This is a genomic window from Paenarthrobacter sp. AR 02 (genome assembly GCF_021538675.1).
Lineage (GTDB): Bacteria > Actinomycetota > Actinomycetes > Actinomycetales > Micrococcaceae > Arthrobacter.
This window is the reverse complement of record NZ_JAJUKH010000001.1, coordinates 575,629-589,380: the sequence shown is the minus strand read 5'-3', so window position 1 is coordinate 589,380 and position 13,752 is coordinate 575,629. Positions and strand designations below refer to the sequence as shown.

General features: G+C 63.8%; 10 protein-coding genes. 6 read left to right on the top strand and 4 right to left on the bottom strand.

The window, feature by feature from the left end; translation table 11 throughout:
• Window positions 1-33: 33 nt before the first annotated feature.
• Window positions 34-1,374, bottom strand: a complete 1,341-nt coding sequence (locus LRQ04_RS02690) for an 8-oxoguanine deaminase (protein ID WP_235517457.1) — start codon at window positions 1,372-1,374, stop codon at window positions 34-36.
• 410 nt (window positions 1,375-1,784) lie between these two features.
• Here LRQ04_RS02690 and LRQ04_RS02685 point away from each other — a divergent pair, with 410 nt between their 5' ends.
• From LRQ04_RS02685 to LRQ04_RS02665, 5 genes are all read left to right on the top strand, one after another.
• Complete coding sequence (locus LRQ04_RS02685) at window positions 1,785-2,279, top strand: nucleoside deaminase (protein WP_142937997.1); 495 nt, start codon at window positions 1,785-1,787, stop codon at window positions 2,277-2,279.
• 6 nt (window positions 2,280-2,285) lie between these two features.
• Complete coding sequence (locus LRQ04_RS02680; protein WP_235517456.1) at window positions 2,286-3,878, top strand: NCS2 family permease; 1,593 nt, start codon at window positions 2,286-2,288, stop codon at window positions 3,876-3,878.
• Window positions 3,879-4,207: 329 nt separating this feature from the next.
• Window positions 4,208-5,443: an XdhC family protein gene (locus LRQ04_RS02675; protein ID WP_235517455.1), complete on the top strand. Its 1,236-nt coding sequence runs from the start codon at window positions 4,208-4,210 to the stop codon at window positions 5,441-5,443.
• On the top strand, window positions 5,434-6,369 hold the full coding sequence (locus LRQ04_RS02670) for a xanthine dehydrogenase family protein subunit M (RefSeq protein ID WP_235517454.1): 936 nt from the start codon (window positions 5,434-5,436) through the stop codon (window positions 6,367-6,369). The genes LRQ04_RS02675 and LRQ04_RS02670 overlap by 10 nt, the downstream gene beginning before the upstream one ends.
• Entirely contained in the window at window positions 6,359-9,166 is a 2,808-nt protein-coding gene (locus LRQ04_RS02665) for a molybdopterin-dependent oxidoreductase (protein ID WP_235517453.1), read from the top strand. Before LRQ04_RS02670 ends, LRQ04_RS02665 begins: the two co-directional genes overlap by 11 nt.
• Window positions 9,167-9,184: 18 nt before the next feature.
• Here the strand turns inward: LRQ04_RS02665 and LRQ04_RS02660 are convergent, their stop codons facing one another.
• Together LRQ04_RS02660 and nboR are read right to left on the bottom strand one after the other, a co-directional pair.
• Window positions 9,185-9,643 carry a GNAT family N-acetyltransferase gene (locus tag LRQ04_RS02660; protein ID WP_235517451.1) on the bottom strand — a complete coding sequence of 153 codons (459 nt, stop codon included), beginning with the start codon at window positions 9,641-9,643 and terminating at the stop codon, window positions 9,185-9,187.
• A gap of 19 nt (window positions 9,644-9,662) precedes the next feature.
• Complete coding sequence (gene nboR / locus LRQ04_RS02655) at window positions 9,663-10,298, bottom strand: nicotine blue oxidoreductase (protein WP_235518633.1); 636 nt, start codon at window positions 10,296-10,298, stop codon at window positions 9,663-9,665.
• Between the two features lie 159 nt (window positions 10,299-10,457).
• On the opposite strand from nboR, the gene LRQ04_RS02650 reads away from it, so the two are divergent.
• A complete protein-coding gene (locus tag LRQ04_RS02650; protein WP_235517449.1) occupies window positions 10,458-10,649 on the top strand; it encodes a DUF1508 domain-containing protein in 192 nt (63 codons plus the stop codon).
• 82 nt (window positions 10,650-10,731) lie between these two features.
• Here the strand turns inward: LRQ04_RS02650 and aceE are convergent, their stop codons facing one another.
• Complete coding sequence (gene aceE / locus LRQ04_RS02645) at window positions 10,732-13,482, bottom strand: pyruvate dehydrogenase (acetyl-transferring), homodimeric type (RefSeq protein ID WP_235517448.1); 2,751 nt, start codon at window positions 13,480-13,482, stop codon at window positions 10,732-10,734.
• Between the last annotated feature and the right edge of the window lie 270 nt (window positions 13,483-13,752).

Here is a 13,752-nt window from a genome sequence, read left to right as displayed (position 1 = left end):
CCGGCGAACTCGCGCAAAACCATAACCAACGAGCTACCCGGCCACCAACTTCCGCGCAGCCGCAGAGTGTTCCGCGATCAGCCCGGCCACGTCCAGGTCCGGGATTGCCCCGTCAACGACGCGCCAGGATCCGCCCACCATCACCCGGTCGGCCCGGTCTGCCCGGCAGAGCAGCAACGCAGCTACGGGGTCGTGGCTGCCGGAAAACCTCAACGAATCGAGCTTGAACAGTGCCAAGTCCGCCTGCATCCCGGGAGCCAACTGGCCGATGTCGGACCGCCCAAGAACTGCGGCGGACCCGCGCGTGGCCCATCCAAGCGCGCGTGACACGGGGACCGACGCGCCATACCGCAAGCGCTGCAAATACAGGGCTTGCCGGGCTTCGAGGATCATGTTGGACGCGTCGTTGGAAGCGGATCCGTCCACGCCCAGCCCCACGGGAACGCCAGCGGCTTCCAGCTCCAGGACCCGTGCGGTCCCGGAGGCCAGGCGCATGTTCGACGTCGGGCAGTGGGCCACCGCTGTTCCGGCAGCTCCCAGACGCGCAATCTCCTCGTCATTGAAGTGGATGCCGTGTCCAAGCCAGGTCCGAGATCCGAGCCACCCCACGGACTCCAGGTAATCCACGGTCCGCAGGCCGAACATGGACTGGCAGAAGTCTTCCTCGTCGATGGTTTCGGCAAGATGCGTGTGCAGCCGGACGTCGAAGCGCTCGGCCATGGCTGCGGACTCGGCCATGATTTCCTTGGTCACGGAGAACGGCGAGCATGGGGCAAGGGCCATCTGGACCACAGCCCCATCGCCGGTCTCGTGATACCTGCGAATCAGGCGTTCGCTGTCCGCGAGGATCGCCTCAGGTGACTGCACCGTGGTCCTGGGTGGCAGCCCGCCGTCGTCCTCTCCCAAGGTCATGGACCCGCGCGTCAAGGTGGCCCGCATGCCCATCGACCGTACGGCGGCCACCTCGATGTCGATGGCGTCTTCCATGCCGTCGGGGAACAGGTAGTGGTGGTCCGCCGCGGTGGTGCAGCCGGACAGGAGGAGCTCGGCAAGCGCGACCTGGACTGCCAGTTCAAGGCTGCGCGGGGTAAGCCGGGCCCATACGGGGTAGAGGTTCTGCAGCCACGGGAACAGGGGTGCGTTGGCCACGGGTCCCCAGGCGCGGGTGAGGGTTTGGTAGAAGTGGTGGTGCGTGTTGATGAGGCCCGGAAGCACGACGTGGGAGGACGCATCGAACACGGAACACGGCATGGAAGGCTCAGCGCCGGAAGGCACGAGCTCAACGATGTTTCCGTCGTCGGAGACCACAAGGCCGTTGCCGGCGTCGAGGTCGTTGGCGGTGAAGATACCCAGCGGGTTTTTGATCCAAAGCATGGAGGTCCTTGTCTGGTCGGCGTGTACGCGTTCCAGCTCAGTTAGGCCCTGTCTGCTGATCCAGGTTTCCGGTCCGCCAGAGAGCGGCACGGTCCCAACAGCGTAAAATGGGCGACGGCGGCCGTCAACGCCCGCGCACCGGTTGCGGTCACATTCCGGCGCCAAAAGCACGGCGCAACTTATTTCGCATGACGAAATTAAATTTTCAAAAAACTATGGCGCGGCTCACAACCGTGGTGCTACGCTCTAACTGCCAAAGGCGGGCACCCGGACTTCGGGAAGCTATCTACCAGGCGCAACTTAACCTTCATCGCACATGCTGAAGCCTGGTAACCAAGCTAACTGGAGCTCCTTTTTGCAGCGCGCTCAAACAGGTCACCTGGCTTCCACAGCACTAAGGAAGTCGCAACATGAGTACAACCGTCACGGCCGAGCAATTCCTGGCCACCTCCATTGAGCTGGCAACAGCCAATGTCCTGAACAGTGGTGGCCCTTTCGGCGCCGTCATTGTCACCGCGGACGGACGAGCCTTCGAAGGCGTCAACCGCGTGACCGCCACGAACGATCCCACAGCGCACGCAGAAGTCACGGCCATCCGTAACGCCTGCCGCGAACTGGGAACGTTTGATCTGAGCGGAGCAACTCTCTACACCAGCTGCGAGCCATGCCCCATGTGCCTGGCCTCCGCGCTCTGGGCACGCGTGGACCGCGTGTTCTTCGCCGCAGACCGTCACGACGCCGCATCCGTTGGCTTCGACGACGCAGTCTTCTACGAGTACTTCGAGAACGACAACCGGGACGCGCTGATGCCGGTAGCCAAGCTGGAACTGGGCGATCCCCAGGCTCCGGAGGCCCTCCAGCCGTTCACCACATGGAACACGCTTGATTCCAGGATTGATTACTAGGGCCCGGTGGCTGACATGGAAATCCTGGATACCGCAGATATGCAAAACACTGCTGAAAAGCAGACAGCCGCTGAAAAGCAGGCTGCGCTCTTTCCCCAAGGGGACAGCGCAGAGCCCACAGCGACAAAGCACACGGCAACCGGCCTGGCAGGCGGCAACGGCAAGAAGCCGCCGCATTTCCTGGACAAGTTCTTCGAAATCACAAAACGTGGCTCCACGCTGGCCCGCGAATTCCGCGGCGGCTTGGTCACGTTCTTCACCATGGCCTACATCGTCATCCTGAATCCGCTCATCCTGGGTGGCTTCTCGGCAGAGAACGCGCCAACTGATGTGGCGGGCGGCTGGTTGTCGGCCGCGCAGGTCGGTGCGGTCACAGGGCTCACTGCCGGCGTCATGACCATCATTTTCGGCCTGGTCGCCAACCTTCCCTTCGGCCTGGCCGCAGGTTTGGGCATCAACTCGTTCCTGGCCGTTGCGGTCATCCAGGAAGTTACATGGCCAGAAGCCATGGGCCTGGTGGTCATCAACGGCATCCTCATTGTTCTCTTCGGTGCTACCGGGGCCCGGACAGCGATCTTCAAGGCAGTGCCCAAGGAACTCAAGGCCGCCATCACTGTTGGCATCGGCTTGTTCATCGCCTTCATTGGATTCGTGGACTCAGGGTTCGTCCGTCCCACGGCGGGTGGCCCACCGGTCCAACTGGGTAACGACGGCTCCATCACCTCCATCCCCACCCTCGTCTTCATCGTCGGACTCTTGGCCATGGGTACCCTCGTGGCCCGCAAGATCCAGGGCGGCCTGCTGATCGGCATCGTCGCCACCACCGTCCTCGCCGCAGTTGTCGAGGCCGTCTTCAAGATCGGTCCCGGCAGCGCCACCAACCCCGGCGGCTGGCACCTCAATACCCCCGTCCTGTCCGGCCAACTGGTGTCCGTCCCGGACCTGAGCCTGGTGGGTCAGTTCGATCTCTTCGGCTCCTTTGCCAGGATCGGTGGCCTTGCCGCCACCATGTTGGTCTTCACGCTGGTATTCACCAACTTCTTCGACGCCATGGGCACCATGACCGGGCTGGCGAAGAGCGCCGGCGTGGCGCACAAGGACGGCACGTTCCCCAGGCTGAAGTCGGCTTTCATTGTTGAAGGCATGGGTGCCGTGGTGGGTGGGGCAACCTCCGGATCATCGAACACCGTGTACATCGACTCCGCGGCCGGTATTGGCGAAGGTGCCCGCACGGGCCTGGCGTCGGTGGTCACCGGCCTCCTGTTCCTGGGGTCCATGTTCTTCACGCCGCTCACTTCGGTGGTGCCCCTGGAAGTTGCTGCGGCAGCCTTGGTTGTTGTGGGCGCGATGATGATGGCGCAGATCCGCGAGATCAAGTTCACCAAGTTCTCGGTCGCTTTGCCTGCGTTCCTGACCATCGTGACCATGCCGCTGACGTACTCCATCGCCAACGGCATCGGGGTCGGGTTCATCTCCTTCGCCGTGGTCAACGCCGCGTCGGGTAAGGCGAAGAAGGTGCATCCGCTCATGTGGGTGGTCACGGCCGGCTTCATCATCTACTTCGCACGGGGTCCCATCAACGCCCTGATGGGTGTCTAGCCAGGAACCCCAGCCCGCGCCGGCGGGTCATCATCCGGCACTCAGATCGACGGTCCCCGGTTCCTTCCGCACGAATAGGCGCCCGCCGTCGTCGTCCCTGAAAACAGGCACGACGGCGGGCGGCGGCAGGGTGTCGGTGCTCCGTCAGGGAACGGGGGCAGGGAGATGAAGCCCTTGCCCCCGTTCCTATGAACTCTTACTGACTGAACTTTTACCGAACAGCCGCGACTGCCCCTCAACAGCCTCTGCGAATGAGAACATGGGGCAAGATCGCGCACTGCTCCGGCCGGGCCACCCGGCACGGACACCTGGAATAAGGATGTGTTGCCATGCTGGATCTGATGCCTTCACTGGGCGGCTGGCGGACGGCGGTCTCCGGCCAACGATGCGCTGTGGCCACGATCGTAGGGACCGGCGGCTCCGTGCCGCGGCCCTTGGGGACGTCCATGATGGTCTCCGAACACGGCGAAATTTTGGGCAGCTTGTCCGGCGGCTGCGTGGAGGGTGCCGTGGTGGAAGCGGCCTTGGAGGCAATGCGCGACGGCGGCCCCCGCCTTGAGTCCTTCGGCTTCAGTCCCGAGGACGCGTTCGCGGTGGGACTCACCTGTGGAGGGGAACTGGAAGTCCACATCCAGCCGCTGCAGGAAGGCTCGCCCGAACTCTCGATGCTGGCCGAAACCCGACGCCCTGGCGCACTCATCCGCCGCCTTGATGCCGGTGGTGGAGTCATGGTGGTGGATGATCCCTCACGGTTCCGTGCCATGGAATCGGAGGAACTGGCCAGACTGGTCGGGGACCACCCGGCTACCCTTTTCGCGGCAGCCGCCCAAGTGGAGCCCCTCCTCCAAGGGGGCCGCGCAGGCCTGGTCCGGCTGGCCCCGCCCGAGGGCTGCATCGATGGGTGGGTAACAACCGAGAGGTTGGCTGCGCCGCCCCGGGAAAAGGACGAACCTCAACCCATCACCTTGTTGGTCGAAAGCAGGTTGCCGGCAGCGAGGATGCTGGTCTTTGGCGCCAACGACTTTGGTGCCGCGTTGCTTCCCGCTGGACAACTGCTTGGCTACGACGTCACATTGTGCGACGCCCGGCCGGCCTTCACTCAACAAAGTCGCTTCGCCGGAGCCGACCAGGTGGTGACGGACTGGCCCCACCGCTACCTCGAAGCAGAGGCCGCAGCGGGACGGATCGACTCCCGGACCGTGGTCTGCGTCCTGACCCACGATCCCAAGTTCGACATCCCCTTGCTGGAGACTGCCCTCCTCCTCAACCTGGCCTACGTTGGCGCGATGGGTTCGCGCCGGAGCCACCGCCAACGGGTCGATGCCCTCCTCGAGGCAGGCACTTCCTCAGAGTCCTTGGCGCGGCTGCACTCACCCATCGGCCTGACCCTTGGTGCCGTGACACCAGCAGAGGTGGCGGTCTCCATTACGGCCGAGATCATCGCGGAGCGCGGACCCGGAACCCGCGAAGCGCACAGCACACCCGGTTTCCCGTCCCTCAAAGACGGCACCGGCCCGATTCACCCAGCACCTCAACACCTCACCCAGGAGGACCCATGGACATGAACACCATCGAGGCCGTGGTGCCCACGACGGACCCGGCCCTGTGGCGCGACGGCGATGCCTGGCTCGCCGGCGGCACGGTCCTTTTCTCCTACGGAAGCACCGTCCTCAAACGGCTCCTCGACCTCGGCGAAGCCAACTGGCCCGCTGTGACCGTGACCGACGACGGTATCGAACTGGCTGCCACCTGCACCGTGGCCGAGCTCTACGCCTTGCCGGCCAGCGAAGAAGCAGCCCACCGCGAATGGCCCGGGCTGGCTCTGATCCGGCCCAGCTGCGACTCGTTCGTGGCGTCCTTCAAAATCTGGAACATGTCCACTGTGGGCGGCAACATCTGCACGGGCTTACCCGCAGGACCCATGACGTCGCTATGCGCCGGACTCGACGGCGTCGCCACCATCCTCAGCCCGGACGGTTCCAGCCGCACGGTCCCGGTTGCCGACTTTGTGACCGGCGATATGCAAACCGTCCTGGCCCCGGGGGAGTTGCTCCGCAGCATCCATCTCCCCGCCGAGGCACTCTCGGCGCGCGTAGCATTCAGGCGCTTGTCGCTGAGCAACCTTGGCCGCTCCGGTGTACTGCTGATTGGCAGGCTCGATCCCGTCTTCGGCTTGGTCATCACGGTGACTGCTTCGACCAAGCGCCCGGTGCAGCTCAGGTTCCCGGCCGGGAAGGTTCCGGACGCGCGGACGCTGGCCGACGCCGTCGAACATTCCATTCCCTGGCCGCTCTACCACGACGATATCCACGGTTTGCCGGCCTGGCGCCGTGACATGACGCTGAAGCTGGCGGAGGAGATACGCGCGGAGTTGATGGACGAGTCGATGACTGTCTCCGGCGATTTCTGGCCGCCGCATGCCACGTCGCCCCAGCCGTCCACGCAACCCGACATCCCAGGCACCCAGAAGGAGGCCTCCCATGGCAATTGAGATCAACGGCGCTGCTTCGCAGGCCACACCCCGTCCAGGCCAATGCCTGCGCACCTTCCTGCGGGAGGAGGGCAACTTCGGCGTCAAGAAGGGCTGCGACGGCGGCGACTGCGGAGCGTGCACCGTCCACGTCGACGGAGCTCCCGTGCACAGCTGCATCTACCCGGCCGTCCGCGCCGAAGGCAAGGCGGTCACCACCATCGAGGGCCTCGCCAAGGACGGACAGCTCCACCCTGTGCAGGAGCAGTTCAACGCGGGGCAGGGTTTCCAGTGCGGTTTCTGTACCGCAGGCATGATGATGACCGCCGCGACCTTCGACGACGAGCAACGCGCCAACCTGCCCCGGAACCTGAAGGGAAACCTGTGCCGATGCACCGGCTACCGCTCCATTGCGGACGCAGTCTGTGGCCACGGCGCTGATCACACGCACGACGCCGGAGCGGACGTTTCAGGGGCAAAGTCGCCTGCTGCTGTGGAGGCGACCCCCGGCCAACTTGGCGATAACGTTCCCGCCCTGGCAAGCGACGCCGTGATCACGGGAACCGCCCGGTATGCCTTGGATGTTCCGGCGGAGCAACTCCCCGGCTTGCTGCACCTCAAAGTGGCGCGCTCGCCGCATCCGCACGCCCGGATCGTTTCCATTGACAAGGCCCCGGCGTTGGCGGTGCCGGGCGTAGTTGCAGTGTTCACGTACGAGGACGCACCGCAGCAGCTCTTCTCCACGGCCCAACATGAGAATTACACCGACGACCCCGATGACACCCGAGTCCTGGACAATGTGGTGCGGTTCATCGGGCAGCGAGTGGCCGCGGTGGTGGCCGAATCCGTGGGAGCGGCCGAAGCCGGAGCACGTGCATTGGCCGTGGAGTACGAGATCCTTGAACCCGTTTTCACACCCCAGGAAGCCATCCTTCCCGGTGCCCCGGCGATTCACGGCGAGAAAGACGGAGCCGAGTCCCGCATTTCCAGGCCACTCCAGAACGTTGTGGCCGAGGTTCATGCGGAACTGGGCAGCGTGGAGGATGGCTTCGCCGCCGCGGACTACATCCACGAGCACACATACAAGACCCAGCGGGTGCAGCACGTAGCCATGGAAACCCATTCGTCCATCTCCTGGCTCGATGAGGAAGGCCGTTTGGTTGTCCGTTCCTCCACCCAGGTCCCGTTCCTGGTGAAGCGGACGTTGAGCAGGTTGTTCAACCTGGCACCGGAGACCGTACGTGTGGTGGCAGGCCGGGTCGGAGGTGGTTTTGGTGGAAAGCAGGAAGTACTCACCGAAGATTTAGTGGCTTTGGCGACTCTCGCACTGAAGCGTCCCGTGCAGTTGGAGTTCACACGGACCGAGCAGTTCACGGCAACCACCACCCGCCACCCCTTCACCATCCACCTCAAAGCCGGTGCCAACAAGGACGGATACCTGACGGCCCTGCAGTTGAACGTCCTGACCAACACCGGCGCCTACGGAAACCACGCTCCCGGCGTGATGTTCCACGGCTGCGGGGAGTCGTTGGGCGTGTACAAGTGCGTGAACAAGAAAGTGGACGCCCACGCCGTCTACACCAACACGGTTCCCGCCGGGGCCTTCCGTGGCTACGGGCTGAGCCAGATGATCTTTGCCATCGAGTCGGCGATTGATGAGCTGGCCGTGGGTATCGGCATGGATCCCCTGGAGTTCCGGCTGAAGAACATGGTCCGCCCCGGTGACCACATGCTCTCCACAACCCCGGAACCCGAAGAAGACGTCCACTACGGCAGCTACGGCCTGGATCAGTGCATCGCCTTGGTGCGCGACGCCCTGGACCGCGGGAAGGAACGATACCGGGCCGCCGGCCTTGATGACCTCGGCCCGGAGTGGGTGGTGGGAGAGGGTTCGGCCCTGTCCATGATCGACACCGTCCCGCCCCGCGGCCACTTCGCCCACACCCGGGTGAGCCTGGAAGCGGACGGCCGGTTCGCCGTCGACGTCGGTACTGCCGAATTCGGGAACGGCACCACCACGGTGCACGCGCAGCTGGCGGCCACGGCGTTGGCGACCTCAGCGTCCAAGGTGACCGTGCGCCAGTCCGATACCGATCTGGTGGAGCACGACACCGGTGCGTTCGGCTCCGCGGGAACGGTGGTTGCCGGCAAGGCGACGCTCGGCGCGGCGCTGGAACTGGCCACCCGCATCCAGACAGTCGCGGCCTCGCTCACAGGGGTGGCGCTGGCGGACTGCCGGTTGGTGGATGGCGCTGTCCAGTGCGGCGATCGTACCGTGCAGATGACGGACATCGTCGACGCCGCCCGGCTGCAAGGCGTCCGGCTCGCCACCGACGGCAACTGGGAAGGAACGCCGCGCTCGGTGGCATTCAACGTCCACGGCTTCCGGGTTGCCGTAAACACGGGGACCGGTGAGCTGCGGATCCTGCAGAGCGTGCAGGCCGCCGACGCCGGTGTGGTGGTCAACCCGCGGCAGTGCCGTGGGCAGATCGAGGGCGGGATCGCACAGGCCCTCGGTGCGGTGCTGTACGAGGAAGTGAAAGTGGACGACGCCGGTCGAGTCACCACAGACATCCTGCGGCAGTATCACATTCCATCGTTCGCGGATGTACCGAGGAGTGAGGTCTACTTCGCCACCACCAATGACAGCACGGGTCCGCTCGGCGCCAAGTCCATGAGCGAGAGCCCGTTCAATCCTGTGGCACCGGCGCTCGCCAATGCCATCCGCAACGCTACCGGGATCCGTTTCGGTGAGCTGCCCATCGCCCGGGACAAGATCTACCTGGCGCTCCGCGACCGTAGCCCAGCCTCCGTGTAGCCCGCCTGCCCAATCGGGTTAGAGGGGCAGCTCCATGAAGACGCTGTTCGGGTCCAGGGTGTACTCCGCAAAGGGCCCGCACTCCGTAAAGCCGTGCCTTTGATACAGACGCCGTGCCGGGGCGAAGTAATCCTCGGTACCCGTTTCCAGGCACAGCCGCTGGTACCCGCGGTTTCGGGCGTCGGCGACGATGTGTTCCAGCATCAGTGTCGCCACGCCCCGGCCGCGGGCGCTGGCCGTGGTGCGCATGGACTTGATCTCGGCCAGTCCACCGTCGTGGTCTTTCAAGGCACCGGATCCCAGGAGTTGTCCATCCTCCCGGGCAGTCCAGAACGTGATGGACTCGTGGGACAACGCGGCATGATCCAGCGCATGGACGCTTTCCGCAGGGGAAGTGGCGAACATGTCTGCCAGGTGTTCACTGAGGAGCTGGTGGACGTCCGGGCGTGCAGGATCGTCTGTTTCGATGCGGATCATGCACCCAATGTACCTGCCGCTATCCGTCCAGAAGATGCAGTTGATCCTTGGTGTCCAAGTCCTTACCCGAGCACAAATCGCTGCAGTCCACCAGGTCCACCAGGCCCGGATGCGCCTTGAGGAATGCACGCGCGCCGGTGTCGCCATTGGCGGCCTCGGCGGCCTGCCCGCGAAGCCCGACGTCGAATATGACCGGGTGCCCGCGCTTCAGCCTTCCTGACTCGTCAGGGTAGGCGGCTGCGGTGACCCGCCCTGGACGATGGCTGCCCAGCAACCTGCTCACCGCTGTCAGCGTAAGCCCGGGCTGATCCACCAAAGCCACCATGATGTTGTTCCCAAGGGCTGCCGCTTCGATGCCCGCGCGGAAGGAACCGGCCATCCCCTTGGCCCAATTCTGGTTTTCGACGACGGTGTGCGCACCCAGGTCTGTACTGTTCCGAACGTTCTCGGCTTCGGCTCCGAGAACCACCACCACTTCGCTGCAGCCGCCGTCGAAAAGGGTGTCGGCGAGTACTTCCACCAGCGTGCGCCCACGGAAGGGCAGCAGCGCTTTGGGGCCGCGCCCCAAGCGGGTGCCGGCGCCCGCAGCGAGCAGGACGCCCGTGGTGGGCGTCTCGGATGGAGTCATATCCTCACCATACGCGCGGCCATGCATGCGGTCTCTAGCTCCTGAAGTGCTTTCCATTTGATCTACCAATATCGGTTTCAAACTACTGATGAGTAGGGCTTTTGGCCCCGCGAAATGGCCGTTAGGGTCGATGAGGGAGTTATGAAGTCAGCTCGAGGACGCAACGACGCGTTAAGGACGGGAATCATGGCGGGCACTTTCGAAATTCTCAAAGCAGATAATAATTCATTCCGGTTCCGGCTCACGGCCGACGATGGCACGGTAGTGGCAGTGTCACCACAATTTCCGAACCTCAAAGCCGTGGTAGCCGGTATCAACGCCGTCCGCGAGAACGCGGCTACAGGCTTTGTGGTCGACCGGAGGAACCTGGGCACCTGACGTTGCCCGTCCGGTTCGGACACGACAATCGGCGGCAGTGTTCATCATGAACACTGCCGCCGATTGTTGTTTTTGTGGGGTGTTAGGCGTCGCCGCCCGCGCCCCCGGTGGTGCCGGCGTTCACGTCAAGCAGCTTGTACCGGTCAATGGCGTACGACGGCGCGCCCTCCTCGACTTCGCCCCTCGCCGCCAGCATCTGCAGGGTTTTGGCGACGATGGAGTGGGTGTCGTTTTTGAAGTAGCGGCGTGCGGCTTGGCGGGTGTCGGAGAAGCCGAAGCCGTCTGCTCCGAGGGATGCGAAGTCGTTGGGGATGTATTGGCGGATTTGGTCGGGGACGGCTTTCATGTAGTCGGTGACGGCGATGACGGGTCCGGTGGTGCCTGCGAGTTGTTCGGTGATGAAGGGGGTGGGTGCGGGTTGGCCGGGGTTGAGGAAGGCGTGGTCTTCGGCGGCGAGTCCGTCGCGTCGGAGTTCGTTCCAGGAGGTCACGGACCAGACGTCGGCTGCGACGTTCCAGTCTTCGGCGAGGATCCGTTGGGCTTCGAGGGCCCAGGGGACGGAGACGCCGGAGGCGAGGATTTGCGCGGTGGGCCGGTTGGTGGGTCCTTCGGGGGCGTGGGCGAGGTGGTAGATGCCCTTGATCAGTGCGGTGGTGTCGAGGTTTTCGGGTTCCGCGGGTTGGGTGATGGGTTCGTTGTAGACGGTGAGGTAGTACATCACGTTGTTGTCGTCTGATGCGTCGCCGTACATTTGTTCGAGTCCGTGGCGGATGATGTGGCCGATTTCGTAGCCGTAGGCGGGGTCGTAGGTGCGCACGGCGGGGTTGGTGGAGGCCAGGATGGGGGAGTGCCCGTCGGCGTGTTGGAGTCCTTCGCCGGTGAGGGTGGTTCGTCCTGCGGTGGCGCCGATGATGAATCCGCGGGTCATTTGGTCTGCTGCGGCCCAGAAGGAATCGCCGGTGCGTTGGAAGCCGAACATGGAGTAGAACACGTAGATCGGGACCAGGGGTTCGCCGTGGGTGGCGTAGGAGGTTCCGGCGGCGGTGAACGCTGCGACGGCTCCGGCTTCGTTGATGCCGGGGTGGATCAGTTGTCCGGCGGGTGATTCTTTGTAGGCCAGGACGAGGTCGCGGTCCACGGAGAGGTAGTTCTGGCCTTTGGGGTTGTAGATTTTCGCGGTCGGGAAGAACGCGTCCATGCCGAAGGTCCGGGATTCGTCCGGGACGACGGGCACGAAGCGTGCGCCGAAGTTTTTGTCGCGCATGAGGTCTTTGAGGAGCCTCACGAAGGCCATGGTGGTCGCGGCTTGTTGTTTCCCGGAGCCGCGTTTGGCGACGTCGTAGGATTTCGCGTCGGGCAGGGTCACGGGGGTGTGGGTGCGGCGGCGTTCGGGGACGAACCCGCCGAGTTCTGCCCGGCGTTCCATGAGGTATTGGATTTCCGGGGCGTCCATGCCGGGGTGGTAGTACGGGGGCCGGTAGAGGTCCGCGTCGAGTTGTTCGTCGCTGATGGGGATCCGGAGGTGGTCACGGAAGGCTTTGAGGTCTTCCATGGTCAGTTTCTTCATTTGGTGGGTCGCGTTGCGGCCCTCGAAGTGGGGTCCGAGTCCGTAGCCCTTGACGGTTTTGGCCAGGATCACGGTGGGTTTGCCCTTGAACTCGACCGCTGCCTTATAGGCGGCGTAGACCTTGCGGTAGTCGTGGCCGCCGCGTTTGAGGCCCCAGATCTGTTCGTCGGTCAGGTCCGCGACCATGTCCTTGGTGGCCGGGTTCTTCCCGAAGAAGTGTTCCCGCACGAACCCGCCGGACTCGGCTTTGTAGGTTTGGTAGTCACCATCGGGGGTTTCGTTCATGATTTTCACCAACGCCCCGTCGGTGTCGGCCTCGAGCAGGGAGTCCCACTCCCGGCCCCAGACGACCTTGATCACGTTCCAGCCCGCACCGCGGAAGAACGCTTCGAGTTCCTGCATGATCTTGCCGTTACCGCGGACGGGACCGTCCAGGCGCTGGAGGTTGCAGTTGACCACGAAGTTCAGGTTGTCCAGGTTCTCGTTCGCGGCGAGCTGGAGCAGGCCACGGGACTCGGGCTCGTCCATTTCCCCGTCACCAAGGAACGCCCAGACCTGCTGGTCCGAGGTGTCCTTGATCCCACGGTTCTGCAGGTACCGGTTGGACTGGGCCTGGTAGATCGCGTTCATCGGGCCGATACCCATCGACACGGTCGGGAACTCCCAGAAATCAGGCATCAGGCGCGGGTGCGGGTACGAGGACAGGGCGTGCCCGGCCTTGGACTTCTCCTGACGGAACCCGTCCAGGTCCTCTTCGCTCAGGCGGCCTTCCATGAACGCCCTGGCGTACATCCCCGGGGACGCGTGACCTTGGAAGAACACCTGGTCCCCGCCCGAAGGGTGGTCCTTACCGCGGAAGAAGTGGTTGAACCCCACCTCATACAGGGTCGCGGCACCGGCATAAGTGGAAATATGCCCACCCACACCAATATCGGAGCGCTGCGCACGATGAACCATCACCGCAGCGTTCCACCGCATATACGCCCGATACCGGCGCTCGAACTCCTCGTTCCCCGGGAACGGCGCTTCCTGGTCCACCGGGATCGTGTTCACATAATCAGTGGTCGTCACCATCGGCACACCCACCGACCGGGCACCAGCACGCTGCAACAACGACCGCATAATGAACTGCGCACGCTCAGTACCCTGCTCGGCGATCAACGCATCAAGGGACTCAATCCACTCAGCAGTCTCTTCCGGATCACGATCAGGCAGCTGGGCAGTCAACCCGCTGAGGATGTGTGAGGTCTCTTCTCCTACAGACACGTCCAACCTCTCTTCATTGAATGTATGGGCGCTTGCTCTGTGGGGGCGCTCAAGGAATTTCGTATTGTGAGAATAAAATTCTGCAATTCGAGATTACGTCTACTGGTCGGCAGCGTCAACACGGATCGCCTGTCCGCAACAGTCAACTGGTAAACCCGCCGCCAGGCAACCAAATGTGACCCTGCCTACATCGGAAACGTCTTGACCGCGAGTGACCTGCGTCATAGAGTGTTTTCACTATTCAATAACTTGTTTCCGTAATGCGGAAGC

Excerpts from the sequence above, each read along its gene's own strand:
- nboR (WP_235518633.1), bottom strand. The coding sequence starts at position 10,298 with ATGCATGGCCGCGCGTATGGTGAGGATATGACTCCATCCGAGACGCCC.
- LRQ04_RS02670 (WP_235517454.1), top strand. The coding sequence starts at position 5,434 with ATGGACATGAACACCATCGAGGCCGTGGTGCCCACGACGGACCCGGCC.
- LRQ04_RS02650 (WP_235517449.1), top strand. The coding sequence starts at position 10,458 with ATGGCGGGCACTTTCGAAATTCTCAAAGCAGATAATAATTCATTCCGG.
- LRQ04_RS02675 (WP_235517455.1), top strand. The coding sequence starts at position 4,208 with ATGCTGGATCTGATGCCTTCACTGGGCGGCTGGCGGACGGCGGTCTCC.
- LRQ04_RS02665 (WP_235517453.1), top strand. The coding sequence starts at position 6,359 with ATGGCAATTGAGATCAACGGCGCTGCTTCGCAGGCCACACCCCGTCCA.
- LRQ04_RS02660 (WP_235517451.1), bottom strand. The coding sequence starts at position 9,643 with ATGATCCGCATCGAAACAGACGATCCTGCACGCCCGGACGTCCACCAG.
- LRQ04_RS02685 (WP_142937997.1), top strand. The coding sequence starts at position 1,785 with ATGAGTACAACCGTCACGGCCGAGCAATTCCTGGCCACCTCCATTGAG.
- LRQ04_RS02690 (WP_235517457.1), bottom strand. The coding sequence starts at position 1,374 with ATGCTTTGGATCAAAAACCCGCTGGGTATCTTCACCGCCAACGACCTC.